14 protein-coding genes are annotated in these 16479 nt (G+C 29.2%); 9 read left to right on the top strand and 5 right to left on the bottom strand.

Annotated features, from left to right (window positions below; genetic code table 11):
- Window positions 1-38 precede the first annotated feature (38 nt).
- Genes G6N79_RS14025 through G6N79_RS13995 form a run of 7 tightly spaced genes read left to right on the top strand, consistent with a single transcriptional unit; the run spans window position 39 to window position 7998 of the window.
- Window positions 39-1166, top strand: coding sequence for a cysteine desulfurase family protein (locus tag G6N79_RS14025; RefSeq protein ID WP_200818754.1), 1128 nt, complete (start codon window positions 39-41; stop codon window positions 1164-1166).
- Entirely contained in the window at window positions 1159-3414 is a 2256-nt protein-coding gene (locus G6N79_RS14020; protein ID WP_103905130.1) for a DEAD/DEAH box helicase family protein, read from the top strand. The genes G6N79_RS14025 and G6N79_RS14020 overlap by 8 nt, the downstream gene beginning before the upstream one ends.
- 1 nt (window position 3415) lies before the next feature.
- Complete coding sequence (locus tag G6N79_RS14015) at window positions 3416-3640, top strand: hypothetical protein (protein ID WP_103905131.1); 225 nt, start codon at window positions 3416-3418, stop codon at window positions 3638-3640.
- Entirely contained in the window at window positions 3630-5756 is a 2127-nt protein-coding gene (locus G6N79_RS14010; protein ID WP_103905132.1) for a hypothetical protein, read from the top strand. The genes G6N79_RS14015 and G6N79_RS14010 overlap by 11 nt, the downstream gene beginning before the upstream one ends.
- Window positions 5756-6214, top strand: coding sequence for a hypothetical protein (locus G6N79_RS14005; protein WP_103905133.1), 459 nt, complete (start codon window positions 5756-5758; stop codon window positions 6212-6214). Before G6N79_RS14010 ends, G6N79_RS14005 begins: the two co-directional genes overlap by 1 nt.
- Window positions 6215-6217: 3 nt before the next feature.
- A complete protein-coding gene (locus tag G6N79_RS14000; protein ID WP_103905134.1) occupies window positions 6218-6742 on the top strand; it encodes a GIY-YIG nuclease family protein in 525 nt (174 codons plus the stop codon).
- A gap of 2 nt (window positions 6743-6744) precedes the next feature.
- Window positions 6745-7998 (top strand): DNA sulfur modification protein DndB, encoded by a 1254-nt coding sequence (locus G6N79_RS13995; RefSeq protein ID WP_103905135.1) that lies wholly within the window; start codon window positions 6745-6747, stop codon window positions 7996-7998.
- Between the two features lie 29 nt (window positions 7999-8027).
- On the opposite strand, the gene G6N79_RS13990 is transcribed toward G6N79_RS13995, so the two are convergent.
- From G6N79_RS13990 to G6N79_RS13970, 5 genes are read right to left on the bottom strand one after another with little or no spacing between them, the layout of a single operon-like run.
- Window positions 8028-8567, bottom strand: a complete 540-nt coding sequence (locus G6N79_RS13990) for a 3'-5' exonuclease (protein WP_103905136.1) — start codon at window positions 8565-8567, stop codon at window positions 8028-8030.
- Between the two features lie 5 nt (window positions 8568-8572).
- Window positions 8573-9295 (bottom strand): hypothetical protein, encoded by a 723-nt coding sequence (locus G6N79_RS13985; protein WP_103905137.1) that lies wholly within the window; start codon window positions 9293-9295, stop codon window positions 8573-8575.
- 8 nt (window positions 9296-9303) lie between these two features.
- Window positions 9304-10422, bottom strand: a complete 1119-nt coding sequence (locus G6N79_RS13980) for a phosphoadenosine phosphosulfate reductase family protein (protein ID WP_103905138.1) — start codon at window positions 10420-10422, stop codon at window positions 9304-9306.
- A gap of 2 nt (window positions 10423-10424) precedes the next feature.
- Window positions 10425-13640 carry a hypothetical protein gene (locus G6N79_RS13975; protein WP_103905139.1) on the bottom strand — a complete coding sequence of 1072 codons (3216 nt, stop codon included), beginning with the start codon at window positions 13638-13640 and terminating at the stop codon, window positions 10425-10427.
- Complete coding sequence (locus G6N79_RS13970) at window positions 13630-14493, bottom strand: DUF4007 family protein (protein ID WP_103905140.1); 864 nt, start codon at window positions 14491-14493, stop codon at window positions 13630-13632. Before G6N79_RS13970 ends, G6N79_RS13975 begins: the two co-directional genes overlap by 11 nt.
- Before the next feature lie 732 nt (window positions 14494-15225).
- Between G6N79_RS13970 and G6N79_RS13965 the strand changes: the two genes are divergently transcribed.
- Together G6N79_RS13965 and G6N79_RS13960 are read left to right on the top strand one after the other, a co-directional pair.
- Entirely contained in the window at window positions 15226-15564 is a 339-nt protein-coding gene (locus G6N79_RS13965; RefSeq protein ID WP_103905141.1) for a hypothetical protein, read from the top strand.
- 322 nt (window positions 15565-15886) lie between these two features.
- Window positions 15887-16468, top strand: a complete 582-nt coding sequence (locus G6N79_RS13960; RefSeq protein WP_103905142.1) for a hypothetical protein — start codon at window positions 15887-15889, stop codon at window positions 16466-16468.
- Window positions 16469-16479 lie beyond the last annotated feature (11 nt).

Here is a 16479-nt window from a genome sequence, read left to right as displayed (position 1 = left end):
TAAAAGTTATTAATTTTTTATATTTTTTTTAATTAAAAGTGAAGAATAATATTAGGCCATGGAAATATTTGGATAATGCTTCTACGACTAAAATTCGTGAAGAAGTTTTAAAAGAAATGATTCCTTTTTTTAATGAATTTTACTTTAATGCATCAAGTAATCATAGAGGGGGCAGGCGGGCTAAGGCTGCCTTAGATGATTCTAGAGGGGTATGTGCCGATTTGATAAATGCTTCAAGAGATGAAATAATTTTCACCTCTGGTTCGACAGAGAGTATCAACTACGTTTTAAAGGGATATCTAGAAGAAAATTTCGAAAAGGGTAATCATATCATTACATGTAAAACCGAACACACAGCTGTCCTCAAAACATGCGAATATTTAGAAACGAAAGGAGTTGAAGTATCGTATTTGGACGTTAATTCTAATGGATTAATTGATTTAAAAGAATTAGAACGTGCTATTAAGTCTGAAACAGCATTGATTGCAATAATGTTTGCAAATAATGAAACAGGAGTGATTCAAGATATTAAAGCTATAGGAGATATTGCTCATAAATACAATATTAAGTTTTTTTGCGATGCCACTCAAGCTATCGGTAAAGTTGCCATAGATGTTAATAAGTTAGGAATAGACATGCTTTGTATGAGCGCTCATAAAATTGATGGGCCTAAAGGGATCGGTTTTTTGTATGTGAAAAATGGAATAAATTTAACACCATTAATTCATGGAGGGGCACAAGAAAATAATAATAGGGCGGGTACATATAATATACCATTGATTGTTGGCTTAGCTAAAGCTTGCGAAATAGCAAAAAATAATCTTCTTGAATACCAAAGTTATTATAAAACATTATTCAATCATATAATGGATTCAATCGATGAAATGGATAATATTAAGTTAATTGGAGATGGGGATTCTAGACTGTTTAACATTATCAATCTTAAGATCAAAGAATTTGACGCATCTATCTTTGTAGAATCATCAGATGATTTTGCTGTAAGTAACGGATCTGCTTGCACATCAAGAATTATAGAAGGCTCACACGTATTAAAAGCAATGGGTTTATCAGACAAAGATTGTAATGAATGTATAAGGTTATCTTTTAATACATCAAACACTATAATTGAAATAGATGAATTTTTGAAAAAAGTTATAAATGCTTAAAGACCTAAATATACCTAAATCATATACTTATACCTCTAAAGATGAATTTGACCCTTTCAGATTTCATTTAGAGTGTTTAATGAATTCTAAGTCTTTAGATCTTCTATTAGGCTATTTTAGCTCAGGTGCAATTAGATTATTATCTATCGGCTTTGCATCTTTTATTCATAGAAATGGCAAGATTAGGTTAGCTATCAATATTATTTTATCAAAAAATGATAGAGATGTTTTTGAGAAGGGACTTGAGAAAAATCTCCCAATTGATTTGATTGACGTAACAAATTTAAAAGAACTTAAAGCTAAATTCTCTGAATATAATACTCATTTTTTTGAATGTCTAGCATGGTTAATTTCTAATAATAGAATTGAATTTGTAATAATAACACCAAAAGAAGGAAATGGAATATCTCATTATAAAGAAGGAGTTTATTCAGATGGAGTTGATAAAATTGCATTTTCAGGTTCACAAAATTTTACAGCCTATGGACTGACTGAAAACTTAGAATCATTAGAATGTTTTCCAAGTTGGATTGAGGGGAATGATGATAGAGTTTCAGAGAAAGCAAAACGAATTTCAGCTACTATAGAAGGCAAACGACAAGACGTTTTGAATTATTTAAGTATAGAAGAAATAAAAACGGAGATTACTTCAAATTTTGGAGATAAGGAAATGGATGAACTTTTAGTGAATGAAAAAAAGCTATTAACTAAAGTCGAAAAAATCTCCGGTCTACCTATTTATCAAGAATTGGATGAGAAATTAGATGAACAAATAGAGGAATTAGAATCAGCACCAAGATTTCCATTTAAAGAAGGCCCAAGAGATTATCAAATGCAAGCCTATGAAAATTGGGTCGGAAATGATTACAAAGGTCTTTTTGCGATGGCAACAGGTACAGGGAAAACTTTAACTTCTTTAAATTGTATACTTCAAGAATATAGAATAAATAATTTTTATAAATTTCTAATACTTGTACCTACTACTGCATTAGCTAAACAATGGGTGGAAGAAGCTAGTATAAAATTCAATTACCAAAATATAGTTTTATGTTGTAGTGAAAATTCTAGATGGGAGGATGATTTGTTTCAAGTAGGCAAAAGTCTAGTTTTTGGTCGGTCTACAAATTATGGGATTATTACAACTTATGCTACTTTTAAAGGCAATAAATTTCAAAACATGTTGAAAGAGTATTTTAACAATGATTTTGATATTATTACTTTAGTTGCAGATGAAGCTCATAATTTTGGTTCTGCCGGATTTTTAAAAGTTATTCCCAACTTTATTTCTAGAAGGATAGGACTTTCTGCAACTCCAGAGAGACAATTTGATGAAATTGGAAATAAAACATTAAATGAGTATTTTTCATGTTCTGATGATGTTTATACATTTGAGTATAATATGAAAACTGCAATAGAAAATGGAATTCTTTGTAGATATTATTACCATCCAATAATTGTAAATCTAGAGCTTGAAGAACAAGAACGTTATCTGAAAATATCAAAAGAATTAGTTAAGTATATTGACCCAGAAACAGGTAAATATAGAGAGTCAGATTATGTAAACAATCTTTTGATTAAAAGAAAGAATATTATTCATAAAGCATCTAATAAGTTAAACTCTTTATTGTTAGTTGTAAATGAAATAGGTAGAGAAAACTTTACCAAAGCATTTATTTATGTTCCAGAGGGTGTAGAAATTGATGCTTTAAAAGATGATAGAATTTCTGATGATGAAGAAAATGAAACAAGTAAGTTAATTGATAATTATATTACGGAGTTATACAATCATTTTCAGTTGAAAATGGCCAAGTTTACAGGGGAAACAAAAAATAGAGACCAAATTTTAACGCAGTTTAAGGAAGGTAAATTGGATGCACTTTTAGCTATGAAGTGTTTAGATGAAGGTGTCGATGTTCCACAAACGAAGTTTGCTATTTTTTGTTCATCCACTGGAAATCCTCGACAATATATACAACGTAGAGGTCGTGTATTAAGAATGCATAAAGATAAGCAATTTGCAATAATTTATGATTTAATTGTAAAACCAACTATTGACCATACCAATACTGACGAATCATTATTAAGAATGGAGAAGAATATATTTCTTTCAGAATTAAGAAGATTAGTAAACTTTGCTGTGTTAAGTGAAAATAAAGATGAATCCTTGAAAGGGCTTGAAAGTCTTTGTTATGATTTGGACATAGATATATATGAATTAGCCAATAATGAACTAAATAATTATAAATAATATGAAATCATTAAATGATTCTTTACGAGATGAATTCAGTGAAATTCTTCAAAGGGATGAGTATAGAAAAGTGATTGATGAAAAATCCTTAGATGTAAATGTCTTAAAAAAAGCTTTTGATATATTGTTGAAATATAAATCCGATGTTGATATGGTTGATAAGTCAAGAACAGAGTTTGAAAATTATTTGATTAACTATTTTAAATCTCAGAAGAATGATAATTAATAGAGTAGAAATTAATAATTTCTTTTGTTATGTAGGAGAAAATGTATTTGAGTTTGATAAAGGCTTAAATATTATATCAGCTAAAAATTCTGGAGGAAAATCACATTTGTTCAATGCCTTTCACTGGACTTTTTTTAACAATATTTATGTTGACAAAGAGTTTGATACAACTAAAAAAGAGTGGAAAAACGCATCTAAAACAAATGTTTTGCCAGATTATGTTGTGCAAACGTCCGAAAATGACACATCTATTAGAGCTAGCGTAAAAATAACACTTACTGCCGAGTTTCATGAAAATGAAGAGGCAAAAAATGATTTGGTTGAATATCATTTTGATAAAGAGGTTTTTTACAAGAAAGTAGATAGTGAAATAATGATGATATCATCCCCCGAATTATCAATTTGGTATGTTAAGGATGGTGAAACATTTTTCCTAGATAAAGGAGAACATAAATGGTTTATAGATAAGATTTTTCCTGTTAGTATTCGGAAGTTCATGTGGTTTCAAGGTGAGACAGTTGATGAATTATATGATTTCAGTAACCCTGCTACATTGAAATATGCTATAAATGAAATATCGTACTTTCCAATTTATGAAAATTTGGTCAATGTTACTAAAAAATCGGTGGGAAGTATTAGTGATAAAATCGATAAAGAAGTAAAAAAGACTAAAAAATTATCTGAGGATCAAGAGAAAATACTTCGATCAATAGAATATTCGAAGAATAAACTCAACTCTTTAAAAGATAAAAAAAGTGATGCTTTTCATGAGTTAGAAAATATAAAAGAATCAATTTATAAAGAAGAAGAGAAAATTAAAGGGGTAGGGAAGTACTCTGAATTGAAAACTAAACTTACTAAATATGAGTATGAAATTCGTAGCATAAATGATAAAATAGAAAGTTTAAATCATTTTGGGAAAGAAGCTTTTATTTCTAAATGGATGTTAAACAAATGTGACTTACTCGTTAAAGCTTCTAAAAATAATTTAGATTTGTTAGCATCAGAAGTTAAGAAACAGCAAAAAACAGAGAATCCTGTACCTATAACATTACCAGGACCAGAATATGTCCAGAAAATGTTAGATGATCACATTTGTTATATCTGCGAAAGAGAGGTTGAAGAAAATTCTCCTGCTTTTGTTGCATTGCAAAGTCGTATGGAGGATTTTAGAAATAACCAACTACAAAAAATACTTTCAGACAATGTAACCGAACTTAATAAGGCAAAGCGTAATTTATTGAATGAATTACCTGAAATAGCAGATGAGGTTACTAAATATGATGCTGATATGAGTAAATTAATCGCTCAAAGAAAGAAAGCACTTACCTTAAGGGATAATTTATATACAGAGTCAGGAATAACAAATGCTACAGAAATAACTTTGGGTTCGGAAAATGCGGAAAAGATATTAAATAAAATTCGTAGTCTTCAAAATAGTAAAGAAAGTATTGAACGTCGAATTCAAGGTTATGATTCGGATTATGCATTTGTGGAACGAGAACTTGCTGATTTAGAGAATAAAAAATCAACCTTTATATCAGTGCAAGATGGAGAGAGTATTTCGGAAGTAGAAGCACAAAAGTATATAACCGTTATTCATAAGGCGTTAAGTGAGTTGAAATCAGAAGCCTTAGATAATCTGATTAATGAAATTAAGATAGAAAGTAATAGCCTTTATACGAAGTATTTAGGAGGTAAAACGCAGGGAGAAATTGAGATTGATAGGGGAGTTCGTATCATTGATAAAATAACTGAAAGAGCATTGTCAAACTTAAATACTGCGGAATTGACTGCTCAAAAGTTAGCAGTCGCAAATGCTTTTTTATCTTTAAGTGCCAAGAAAATGAACCGTTCGTTTCCATTATTAGCCGATGCTCCAACTTCTCAATTTGATGATGATAATACGTTATCCTTAACTGAAAATCTCTCAAACTCTTTTGATCAAATTCTTATTATGTCGAAGGATTATAATAAGTTAAAAGGAACAGAAAGAGAACAATTCATTAAAAAAGCAAATATTAGTAAATATTACGAATTGAATAATGATTTAATAGATAAATCCGGTGTTGATTCTAGAACCAATAAAAAAACCTATATAAACACAGTAAAGTAATGGAAAAGATATTTACTGAAATTAATAAACGTAATGTGCATTACGGAAATTACGTAGAGCAAATTAGAGACATGTTTGCTAGAAAGCAAGAATCTTTGAGAAAGCAAGATGATAAATTCTTTTCAAAGTATTGGCAAGTTTATGCTTGGGCTGCAATAATTGGGTTTGTCAACGATAAAAGAGAAGAAGGAGCAGATTTACCTCATCAATCTTCTTTCCAATATCAAATGATTACAAATGGATCTGATTCGGTAGCGAATACATTATTACTTATGGCCATCGGAAAAATTCAAGCCAAAGAAGCTAAGGATATCTTAAACTCGCGTAAATTATTGACTATTATTAGTGAGTATGCAGAAGGAGGAGCAAAGCATATTTTAGAAATTAGACAAACTCCTGGATTGGAGAGGAAATTTGATAGTCCGGACGATTATTTGGTTGAGGTAATAAAAAGGTAATTTATGTTAGATTCGGCATTTGACTTAAGCGAACGTTTGGAATTAAGAAAGCTGTCATTTAATTTATCAAATGAACTTTGGAAAAAGTGGGATATTGAAGATTTTGATTTAAATTTTGCCAATTGGCAGAAAACTAAGTATTTAAATGTTTTAAATAATGATTTAAACGATAATATAAACAATATACCTGATAATAAAGGGGGACTTTATTTATTTTATTTAAACTGTCAAACAATAATTGGTATAACAGAAATGCCACTTTATATAGGTCGTGCCCAATTTACAGAAAATCAAAATTTGAGAAAAAGAATCAAGGAGTATTTCCAAAAATTTATTAAAAGTAATGAACGTCCCAAAATCACCAAAATGTTTAAATATTGGGCTGAAGATTTAAATATAGCTTATTATGTAATAGAAGAAAATGAGGATATTAGGAGTATAGAGAAAAAAATAATAAACTCTTTATTATTACCAATGAATGATGTCATTCCGGATCAAGAAATAAGAGTGGCTAAAAAAGCATTTTGAAAATGAAGATACCTGCAATTAGAGGATATATAGGAGATTGGGTTTACTATACAACAAATTTAACTTTTGAACAAGTTAGTCAATACGTATCAAGAGTAGATAATGAGTTACATAATGCAAAAAATTTAAATGAATTAATTCAGCGAAGTATTACTAATAACTTTAAAGGTATTAAAGAATATATTTTAAATCAACCGGAAGTCTTTTTTAATGCATTAGTTTTAGCTGCTTATGATTCTTACCCTGATTGGATTGAAGTGGAATTAAGTTATGATAACAATGAAACATATAATGTTGGATTACTAGATTTTCCGGATAAACATAAAATTTTTCCAATCGATGGTCAGCATCGTGTAGAAGGAATTAAGGCTGCAATAATCGCTAAACCAGAATTAAAGAATATGCAAATTCCAACTATTTTTGTCGGTCATAGAAATGATGAAGAAGGCTTAAAAAGAACTAGAAGATTGTTTTCTACATTAAACAGATATGCAAAACCTGTTTTAATGGATGATATAATTGCACTTGATGAAGATGATTCTATAGCTATCGTCACTAGAGATTTAATAGAAAATCACAGTTTGTTTGCAGGAAATAGAATTAGTAAAACACATAATAAAGCAATACCTCCTGAAGATAGACATGCATTTACATCAATTATATCTTTGTATGAATGCAATAGAGAAATTCTAAGGTCCTTTAGGTTAATTTTAAAATTTAAGAATCCTTCAGTAAGAGATAAAGTGAGATTACAGGATTATTTAAAGTATCGACCAACCGATGAAGAATTGGCTCAATTCAAAACTTTTACATTTGATTTTTGGAATTCATTGGTGAATAATTATGAAAATATTAATGAATTTGTTAAAAAGGAAATTGAAGAGGATAATTCAGCTGCTGAATATAGAAATCAAAGAACTGGTGGAAATCTATTATTTCGACCAATTGGTCTTTTACCCTTTGTTAAAGCTGTAAATAGAATAACTCACACCACAAAAACTCCTATTGAAGATGTTATAAAGAAATTTGAGGAACAAAGTTTTACCTTAAATACGAAACCGTGGAAAAATTTAATTTGGGATGACGTAAGTAAAACAATGATTATGGGCAACAAAAATATTATAGAATTGGTACTTATTTATAAATATGACCAGAATCTATTGAAAAGTAGTGAAATTGAAAAAATTAAAAAAAAGTATATAACTGTTCTTAATTTAGAAAATGAAGAGGTAGATAAGGTTTTGGATTATATTTAATACAATTGGCAATAAGAGTTATGAACTTATTAATAACATCTTTTATATATAAATTTATAAATTTCGAGTAAAAATTCTGCATCTTCTAAAGCTGAATGAATACTAGGTCTTTTTAGATTCAAAATATTTAAATTATTGTCCAATGAATTCTCTTCAATTACTACATTATTTATATCATTAAAATATTTCATTATAGATTGAAGGTCTAAGTGACGGTAATTTATTTTATTAAAATCTCTCATTCGCCTGTTTCTGTGGCACATTCGTCTAAAAAAAGTGACGTCAAATGATATATTCCAACTACAAAAACTATAGTTAGTTCCCATTTTATTGAAAAACAGATTTAAGACTTCATCTTCCAAAGGTTCCCTATTTAAATAATTAAAATTTTCAATACCATGAATCTTTTTGGCACTTGCTTTGAATTTTCTTTTAAAATTTGGATTAATTAATGAATGAAAAGTGTTCGTTATTTCTAAATCTTCATTAATAAGTATGGCACCTATTTCAATGGGACGATCTTTAAACACATCTATTCCAGTTGTCTCGAAGTCTATAAAGCAAATCATATTAATCAAATATTTGAAAATGGAACTCTGATTGCTTTAGGAAAAAAAAATCTTTTAGAATTACCCAATAAGGGAATTAAAATAATCATTATAAAATATATATAATTATAAGGCTTACCCACCTTTAGTAAGCTAATATTAAATATTCCTTGAACAAATAATGTTACTATTATTAATATAAAGACTGTGGATATATGATCAAACATTGATGATCTAAAAATAAATGTATATATAACTTGACTTTGCTTATCATTTTTTGTCATTAATATATTCCGTACTTCATTAACATTCATAGAATCAATATTGGAAATTTCACTTCTATATTTTTGTAATACAGCTTTATACAATTCTGATTTCTGAAAATCTTTATGCCAATAACTACTATGTCTTATATACAAAAAGCGATAAATAAACTTAATAATTTTTTTATTGACATAATCATTAATCATATTCTTATTAGACTTTGCTATATAAAATAAGTAATCGATAATTTTATCTTGTATGTACACTTTGTATTTTGTTAAACTATAAATTATATATCCAAAAATGTACCCTTGGATTATTATTAACGAGTGTTCAAATGCATCCCAATCAAAAAGAAAGTTGTTTTTAATTTGGTTTTCTGTTGAAATTAAAAAATTAGATAAGATTATTAAAAATAATCCAGGAACTAAAAAGCCTACTATTTCCCAAATAAATTCTTTTAGTGATTGAATTATATTATCCATATGAATTATTATATAAAACAACTAGCACACCCTTCACCTTCAGCTTGCATAATTTGGTCTTGCCAAGATAATCCTGCTTTTTCCTTTTGACGATGTGTTTTGAGGTAATGATCTTTTTTAATCATATTTACACGCTCTGGTTTTCGTAAATCTACCAATTTCTCTTCCATCCAAGTATAGCCTTCCTTTTCGTAAGCTACAGCTTCTTCAAAAAGCTCTGGATGTTGTTCAAGTAACCAAACCCATTCAATTTTTTGCTGATAGAAGCAAAAAAAACATCCTGAACGACTACGAGAATAGGTTCCTTTCTTAATCTCACCATCAATTTCTACACTGTATTCAATTGGTTTGTAATAAGCAGGGATTCCAACACCAGAATCTTCAAGCAATTGAAAGATATCATCAATAACAAGATTGTCATCATTATCTATTAGAGAAAAAGATTCTAATTTTCCTACAGGATAATCTGTTCCTTTCAACCATTCAAAAACAACTTTATTAAATAACTTTACGTTAGAATCTAATAAGGCATTGTGCTTTTGCTTTTGTGTATATCTCATTGAGATTGGTTGATCAACATAGTTCAAGATTAAATCTAAATTTTGGGGATTCAATTTTGAATATTCTTTCTTGATAAAATCAATGTTAGCGTTATTTAGAAATTTTTTTATTACATCCTCACTCCAGATGTTTTTTCTAAATGGAAAAATAGTTTGGATATTCTCGCGTTTTGAAATGTAGCCATCACGATTTTCATCACCTCTAATACCTACATACGAAATTGTAGGATCATCGCCAATATGTTGTTCAAAAGGTTCCAACTTCATCTTGTTAGTGCACCACCTTGCAGTAGCCGAAGGCAAATACCCACCATACGTTGCTAAAAAATGATCAAATGGGTTTTTCATTGGTGAATTTAGTTCATCTATTGATTTATATAGACTAATGTCCTTTCCCAAAACAGAATTTAACTTACTGATTAAATCATAGGTTTCAGTAAGCTCTTTTCCTGTATCACAAGTATAATAGTCTATGCTAATTTCAGGATGTTTTTGGCTCATATAGATTGCCAAAGCTGCGCTATCTTTCCCTCCAGAAATTCCTAAAACATGTTTTACTTCTGACATCTCTAATTGTTTATTAATTCTTCATTAAGCAATTGAAATAACAATTGTTTGCGTTGTTTTCCTTCTAATTTAGTAATGATATTTAACACCTCATTTTTGGGTTTAAATATTTCATTATCCAATGTGTCATCTAAAATGATCTTATTTTCTTTCTGCTCACCATTGATGTCAAGATAAGTTAATGAAACCATTTTTCGATTTAAATCGGATTTGAATTCATGGAGTTCGGAAACTTCAAATAGTTTCCTGGAATATGTTGAGACATTATTCATAAGGATAATTTCTTCACTATCTAGCATTTTATCGATGGGTCTTCCCAATGCAATATCTGCAACAGATTTTAACCAAGAATCCCTGTCATCAATAGGGGATATTAATCTTCTATAAAAGATAGCATTTTCTTTAGCTAATAGTTCCGGTTTAATAGAATGTAATCTCTCGACTATTTCTAATTTGTATAATTTAAATTCTGTGTTCTCACATTCAAGACTATTTAAGATTTGGTCTTCAATGCGAATTAAAAGTTGATCGTAAGCTGTTCTGATTTCTCTAATAGCATCTTGGATGTGAAATATGTAAGTATTAAAATCGTCTTCGTTTTGTTTTATGTCAATATTATTGAATCCTAATGCATTTGGAAACAAGATGAATAAAGCATCTTCAGGATCCTTAGCAGTTTGAATTGCCTCTCTAAAGTTTATTGATTTACCACTAATAGATTTCGTTTTTTTGCTATATTCATTTAGCGAATTATAAAAACGTAAGAAGTTTCCATAAACTGTCAAGAAAGAGGATTTTAATCCTAAAGGTTCGTTATTTACTTGAACAAGCTCTTTGTAACTCTCTAAAAGATTGAGTTTTAAACCTTCGATTCTGTAGCTTTTTATTGAATAATGATTTGGATTTTTATAGATTAAATCCAAAACATCTTCATCAATATAAGGAATGAAGCCATTTACTTCATGGAATAATGCATAATCTTCCTTTTTTATGATTAAATATGCTAACACCCAAAGATCTAAAAACCCTTTCTTAAGTTTATATGGAGCTTCTCCTAAGATCGTATATAATTCTGAGAGTTTTCTTTTTGAAGAAACAGAGCTATTTAAAAATTCCTCACATTCATTCCATAATGGTAGCCAAGTTGCTTCTTTAGGGGCTCCAAATTCATAATATCCTAATTTTTCATTGTATCGATGTATTCCCTTATCCTCAAATAGGGAAATATAAATTGCTTTTTCTGGCGGAAATTTGTCATTTTCAAAACCTAGACTGGCTTCTGAATTGTGGTGTAAAAGCTGTGTAAATAATCTTTTCCGAGCAGTGGAAATTTGAGAGCTAATAAATTCTCTATTTACCAACTCATTTTTATAAGTAGGTTCGTTTTTATATATAATTTCGCATACATGAGATAACTGCACATTTAACTGCTTTTTAGAACAAATTTCTATTTCCTCCCCATTGAAAATCCACTGATTTTCATTGTTCTCAATAAATAAATCATGCAGAATATAATGTTCTAATTGCCTTTCATAATACTTAATTTCATTGTCGATAATTTTCTTAGCCACTTCATCATCTTTTCTTGTCTCAAATATGTGTTTTAATTTATGAATGTTGAATATCGTTTGATGAATATTGTGTGTATTCTTATAAAGAACAAATAAGTTAGCTCCAGTATTTTTGGAAACGAGCTTGGTTTTTTGGGCGTTTATTTTTTCATCAAAGATCAAATTAATATATCCATCGATAGAGCTTGTAGCTGTTCTAATGTCATTTATCTCGTTTAGGATTCTAAACTCGAAATATCTAGGGGTTCCTTTTTCGTAAGAATACCTTTTTGCAGAGAGGATAGGGAATTTTATCAATTTATTAACTTCTTCCTCAATACTAAAATCTAAATTGATTTCCTTAGAAACATTAGCTAATTCTTGATCAATATCTAAATCGGTTCCTTCTAGAAAATTTAATTTCTGGCTGTGCCTGTAAAAACGAATAATACCTGCACTCGATAACTGTTCAATTACATTACTAATGTCTTTAATTGAGTAATGGTAGGTTAGACTTAGATATTGACTTAAAAGTTTTTCATCTAGAACAGAATCTGGTTTTCCAAAAATAGTTAGTAAACAGATACATTTGATGACTTTTGAAGCTATTGTATACTTTTCTTTATCATCGAAAATTAATTCGGCACGATCAAATGCCCTAAAAGTAATTTGCCATTGGACACGATGTGGGTTTTTGTAGTTGTTGATTTCGCTTGAGAGATTTTTTACGATATAATCGAAAACCTGGTCAACGGAATAATTTTTTTCAGCTATTAAACCATTGCCCTCTAAATCAGACAAGAAAGAGAATAAGGATCTTTCGTTTTGACCATAGCGTTGTAAACTATTAACTAAAACGTTGATGGATAGCCAATCTAAAGGATATATGGAATCAACTAAATCATCAAAGATGTCGTTATTAACTGAAAATAATTTTGTTGTTTTTAATAAAGAACTTAAATCTGAATGATTTTTAGTGCTAAGCTTTTTAAAATTTAACTCACCTAATGTTTTACTAGCAAAATAAATAAGTTGTTCAATAGGTTCGTTAAATAAAAGTTCTTTGAATCTTCCTTTTACTTTCTCCCATTCTCTTTTTTCAAGGTTACTTAAGTTGGTGCTATACTCAGAAAAATCTTGGTGTAATGTAATTATGAAATTGATTTTCTTTGCTTCATCATTAGCCCATTCAGCAATTAATTGAATAAGATACAAGTCTTCTGAATTTCCTGTTTTATTTATATATTCAAGAAATTTGCCGAATTCATCAATGATTAAAACTAAATTTTTGTTCTTTTTTTGAGATTTAGCATATATTTCTTCCAAAGCATCAATGATGGACTGATGCGTATTTTCAGTATCAAGTAGCTTAGAAAAGCTTTTACTAATAGGAGTGTTTTCGCCAATTAATTTTACGAAATCATAGCCATTTTTATTTTCAATATCCGGAGAGAAAAAGGGCTTTTCAGCACGAAGATTTTTTTCGGTTGCCCAAAGGAAAGTAGATTTACCAGTGCCATAATTTCCAATGATTGTAAATGATTTTGAAGATTTATTTTTAGAATGAAAAATGCTATTAAAAATCTCCACAGCATTCTTGGTAACGATATAGTTGAGTTCTTTATCTTCGTCTCTTAAAATGTTTGTAGATATATTGCTAGTTTTCATAATGTCTTCTTAATAAGTTTACTTTATCATTTTCATCATAATCCTTAATCTGAATATTAGCTGTTCCAGCATCTTCGTTATAAACAAATAGCGGGGAAATGAAATTCAGTTGATGGATGTGTTCTTCTAGACTATCATTACTCAAGCAGAAATAATTTCCTATGGTTTCCTGTATTAATCTAAAACTTAAACTCCTAGAGTTTTCACTTTCACATATCAGTAATACTGAATACGCAAAAATATTAGGAGGAATAATCCTGTTTGTTTTGTTTATTTTAAATGTATTATTATCCGATTTCTCAATTAGATTTAGCTCTAAAAGCGGAGAATTGAAATCGTCTTCTAATGTTTTACTTTCTCTAACAGACGACACATACGATCTTGTGAAAACTTTAAAGTCATTAGATAACGTATTGGAACTCATTGCTTTAATATTGTTGTCTTCTAGGTGCCTTTTCAAGAAGTTTAAAATTTTTTCTTCTGTAAAATCGTAATTCACTTTGTCGTTGAAGTATTTGCAGAAAATAAGATTGAAAATACTAGCATATTTAGAATGGCATAAATGAAATTGTAAAAGCCAAAGTGTGCCTTCATCTTCTAGATACGGGTCAAAACCATTTTGACTTAAAAGTAATTTTCCTATTTGCGATATTTTATGATTGTTAGTGATATTAAATGACTCAAGCCAATATTTAACAGAAGAAACCATATTTTTACCTACTCCTAAGGTTTTAATTGCATCTGAAGTATTATTAAAAGCTGTATTTCCTTCTTCTTCGATTAGTCTAATTCCTTTCAATAACCACTGCTGCTTGCAATGAAAAGTATCATGTCCTGAAAATCGTAAGCTCATTTTTTTTATAAAATAGTAGATTAATTATCAATGGATAAATGTCTCCATTGATAAATTAAACGAAGATATGAAATAAATGGAGCATTTCATCCATTTCTCATAATATGTTGAAAATATTATTTATTGAAATAATTGATATTTAAATCAGGTAATTTGTCAGCTGAAATTTAATTATATAAGTAGTCAGTGTACTTGCCAAAAATAATAAATATATCACAAAAAAATGCACCATCTAAAAGGTGGTGTATTTTGTGTTTTTATTCTTTAATAGGCTGAAAAGCAGTTCGTTACCTTGTGTTTACTGATGGTGTCCAAACCTCGATCAAACATAGTATGAATTTTCACTTTCTACATGCTTAGCTTTTCTTTAATTGTCGGGAGAGGAAAGGGGATTCGCTAACCTATACCGTTCTCCGTAGTTACTGTGTCTCGTCCTTACTTAGTAATCTCGCAAGGATCAATTCTATTGTTCGATGCCCCGGGTGTTAGACCTAAGGACAGGATCTAACGGGACAAATAGCTGTTTTAATTGTAACTTAGGCAATTAAGACGAGGTTGCTTCAATAATAAAGTTGAAAGTTCAGTTTTGTATTATTAATAAGCCTAATCGGTTGAAACATTATTCTTTATTTTAAGAAAAGAAGTATTGGTATTGAATAAATAGTAGGATTTGCTATTAAGTAAAACAATAGGCTAGGATTATTTGGTTGAAAATAGTTTAAGAAAGTAAAAATGCAATTTAAAATAATGTTTCCAGTACCATATCAAGTGCGAGATATCTATAATGATAACGTTGATATAAATATTGTTTTAGAGAACGGTGAAGTTTATTTTGGAACACTTTTTACCTTGCAAAATATCAAGGATATTATGGAAAGTGACAGTGGAATATATTTTTGGTCGACAGATATGCTCATTCTGAATGATTTGTCTCAGGAGAGTATATCTAATGTAATCAAGAAACTATTAAGTGATGGAATACTTAACCAGGTATTTTCAAAAATCGGTACAGTAGAATCTGTTTTTTCACATTTGGGCTGGAATGATTATTCCGACATATCATCGTATTAGGAGTAACATTAAAGCTCTACTTAAACAGCATCGCCCCATCTTTATCGGAGTATCTATATGGCAAACAATCCATAAATTGTCGAAAAACGGAATAAAGAAACGTTGATCATTGAGATAAATCAGGGCTGGAAAGTTTAGCAATAAAATTTTATATTGTAGTCAAAACAACGGTTGATTTGAGAGTGTTTTTGGAAGCAACCGAAATAGCAAAAATGAAATTGCTGAATCATGAATTGTTGCATTTTTAAAAGCTGTTGAAAGATTTGTTTTTCCTTTGCTATTTTTAAAGTAAATCAAGTTCGAACATAAAAATTCCTAGGGTATGATGGCAATAAAATGCATTAAGTTAAAATTAATAGGAGGTATTCTTTTTTCGATATTACTATTTTTCAGCGGATGCTTCATTTTATCAAAGGCAAATGCCCAAGAAAGTGATGTTAGTTTAAAAAAATATGTATTCAAGGAAAGTTTGATGTCAAACCTCGTTCTTCAGGAAATACAACGATTCAAAAAAGAAGATAATAAGGATTATATAGTTTTAAACTATAATGGGGTAAAAAAACAATTCAAAATAGCCCTTATGGATCAATTCGAATTTTGTGAAAATATATTTTTATATAGGAACATTGTGATTGGTGTATCAATGGTCAAGGGAAAAACCTTTGGTTTTTTGGGTGACTCAGAAGAATTTCTAGAAAGTACAAATGCGTATATAAAAGTTATTGATTTTAAGGACTATTCTAAACGAATTGAAAGGAATAGAATGAGATTGGCTAAGAAACAGGGACTGATCAATTTTCCTACTCATAGTGATCCTTATTCTTTATTTTACAGATTTGATAATAAATCGTTAATCTATTTGAATCGTGAAATGATATCTGTTTTTAGTAATGAATGGAAGTAGATAGAAATATT

Origin of the sequence: Sphingobacterium lactis, assembly GCF_011046555.1 — a bacterium.
Lineage (GTDB): Bacteria > Bacteroidota > Bacteroidia > Sphingobacteriales > Sphingobacteriaceae > Sphingobacterium > Sphingobacterium lactis.
The sequence above is the reverse complement of the archived record's forward strand: the minus strand, read 5'-3'. Positions and strand labels throughout refer to the sequence as shown.

Bases quoted from the DNA above. Each gene is read 5' to 3' on its own strand.
- G6N79_RS13995 (WP_103905135.1), top strand. From the start codon at position 6,745: ATGAAGATACCTGCAATTAGAGGATATATAGGAGATTGGGTTTACTAT.
- G6N79_RS14005 (WP_103905133.1), top strand. From the start codon at position 5,756: ATGGAAAAGATATTTACTGAAATTAATAAACGTAATGTGCATTACGGA.
- G6N79_RS14000 (WP_103905134.1), top strand. From the start codon at position 6,218: ATGTTAGATTCGGCATTTGACTTAAGCGAACGTTTGGAATTAAGAAAG.
- G6N79_RS13975 (WP_103905139.1), bottom strand. From the start codon at position 13,640: ATGAAAACTAGCAATATATCTACAAACATTTTAAGAGACGAAGATAAA.
- G6N79_RS13985 (WP_103905137.1), bottom strand. From the start codon at position 9,295: ATGGATAATATAATTCAATCACTAAAAGAATTTATTTGGGAAATAGTA.
- G6N79_RS14010 (WP_103905132.1), top strand. From the start codon at position 3,630: ATGATAATTAATAGAGTAGAAATTAATAATTTCTTTTGTTATGTAGGA.
- G6N79_RS13960 (WP_103905142.1), top strand. From the start codon at position 15,887: ATGATGGCAATAAAATGCATTAAGTTAAAATTAATAGGAGGTATTCTT.
- G6N79_RS13970 (WP_103905140.1), bottom strand. From the start codon at position 14,493: ATGAGCTTACGATTTTCAGGACATGATACTTTTCATTGCAAGCAGCAG.
- G6N79_RS14015 (WP_103905131.1), top strand. From the start codon at position 3,416: ATGAAATCATTAAATGATTCTTTACGAGATGAATTCAGTGAAATTCTT.
- G6N79_RS14020 (WP_103905130.1), top strand. From the start codon at position 1,159: ATGCTTAAAGACCTAAATATACCTAAATCATATACTTATACCTCTAAA.
- G6N79_RS13965 (WP_103905141.1), top strand. From the start codon at position 15,226: ATGCAATTTAAAATAATGTTTCCAGTACCATATCAAGTGCGAGATATC.
- G6N79_RS13980 (WP_103905138.1), bottom strand. From the start codon at position 10,422: ATGTCAGAAGTAAAACATGTTTTAGGAATTTCTGGAGGGAAAGATAGC.
- G6N79_RS13990 (WP_103905136.1), bottom strand. From the start codon at position 8,567: ATGATTTGCTTTATAGACTTCGAGACAACTGGAATAGATGTGTTTAAA.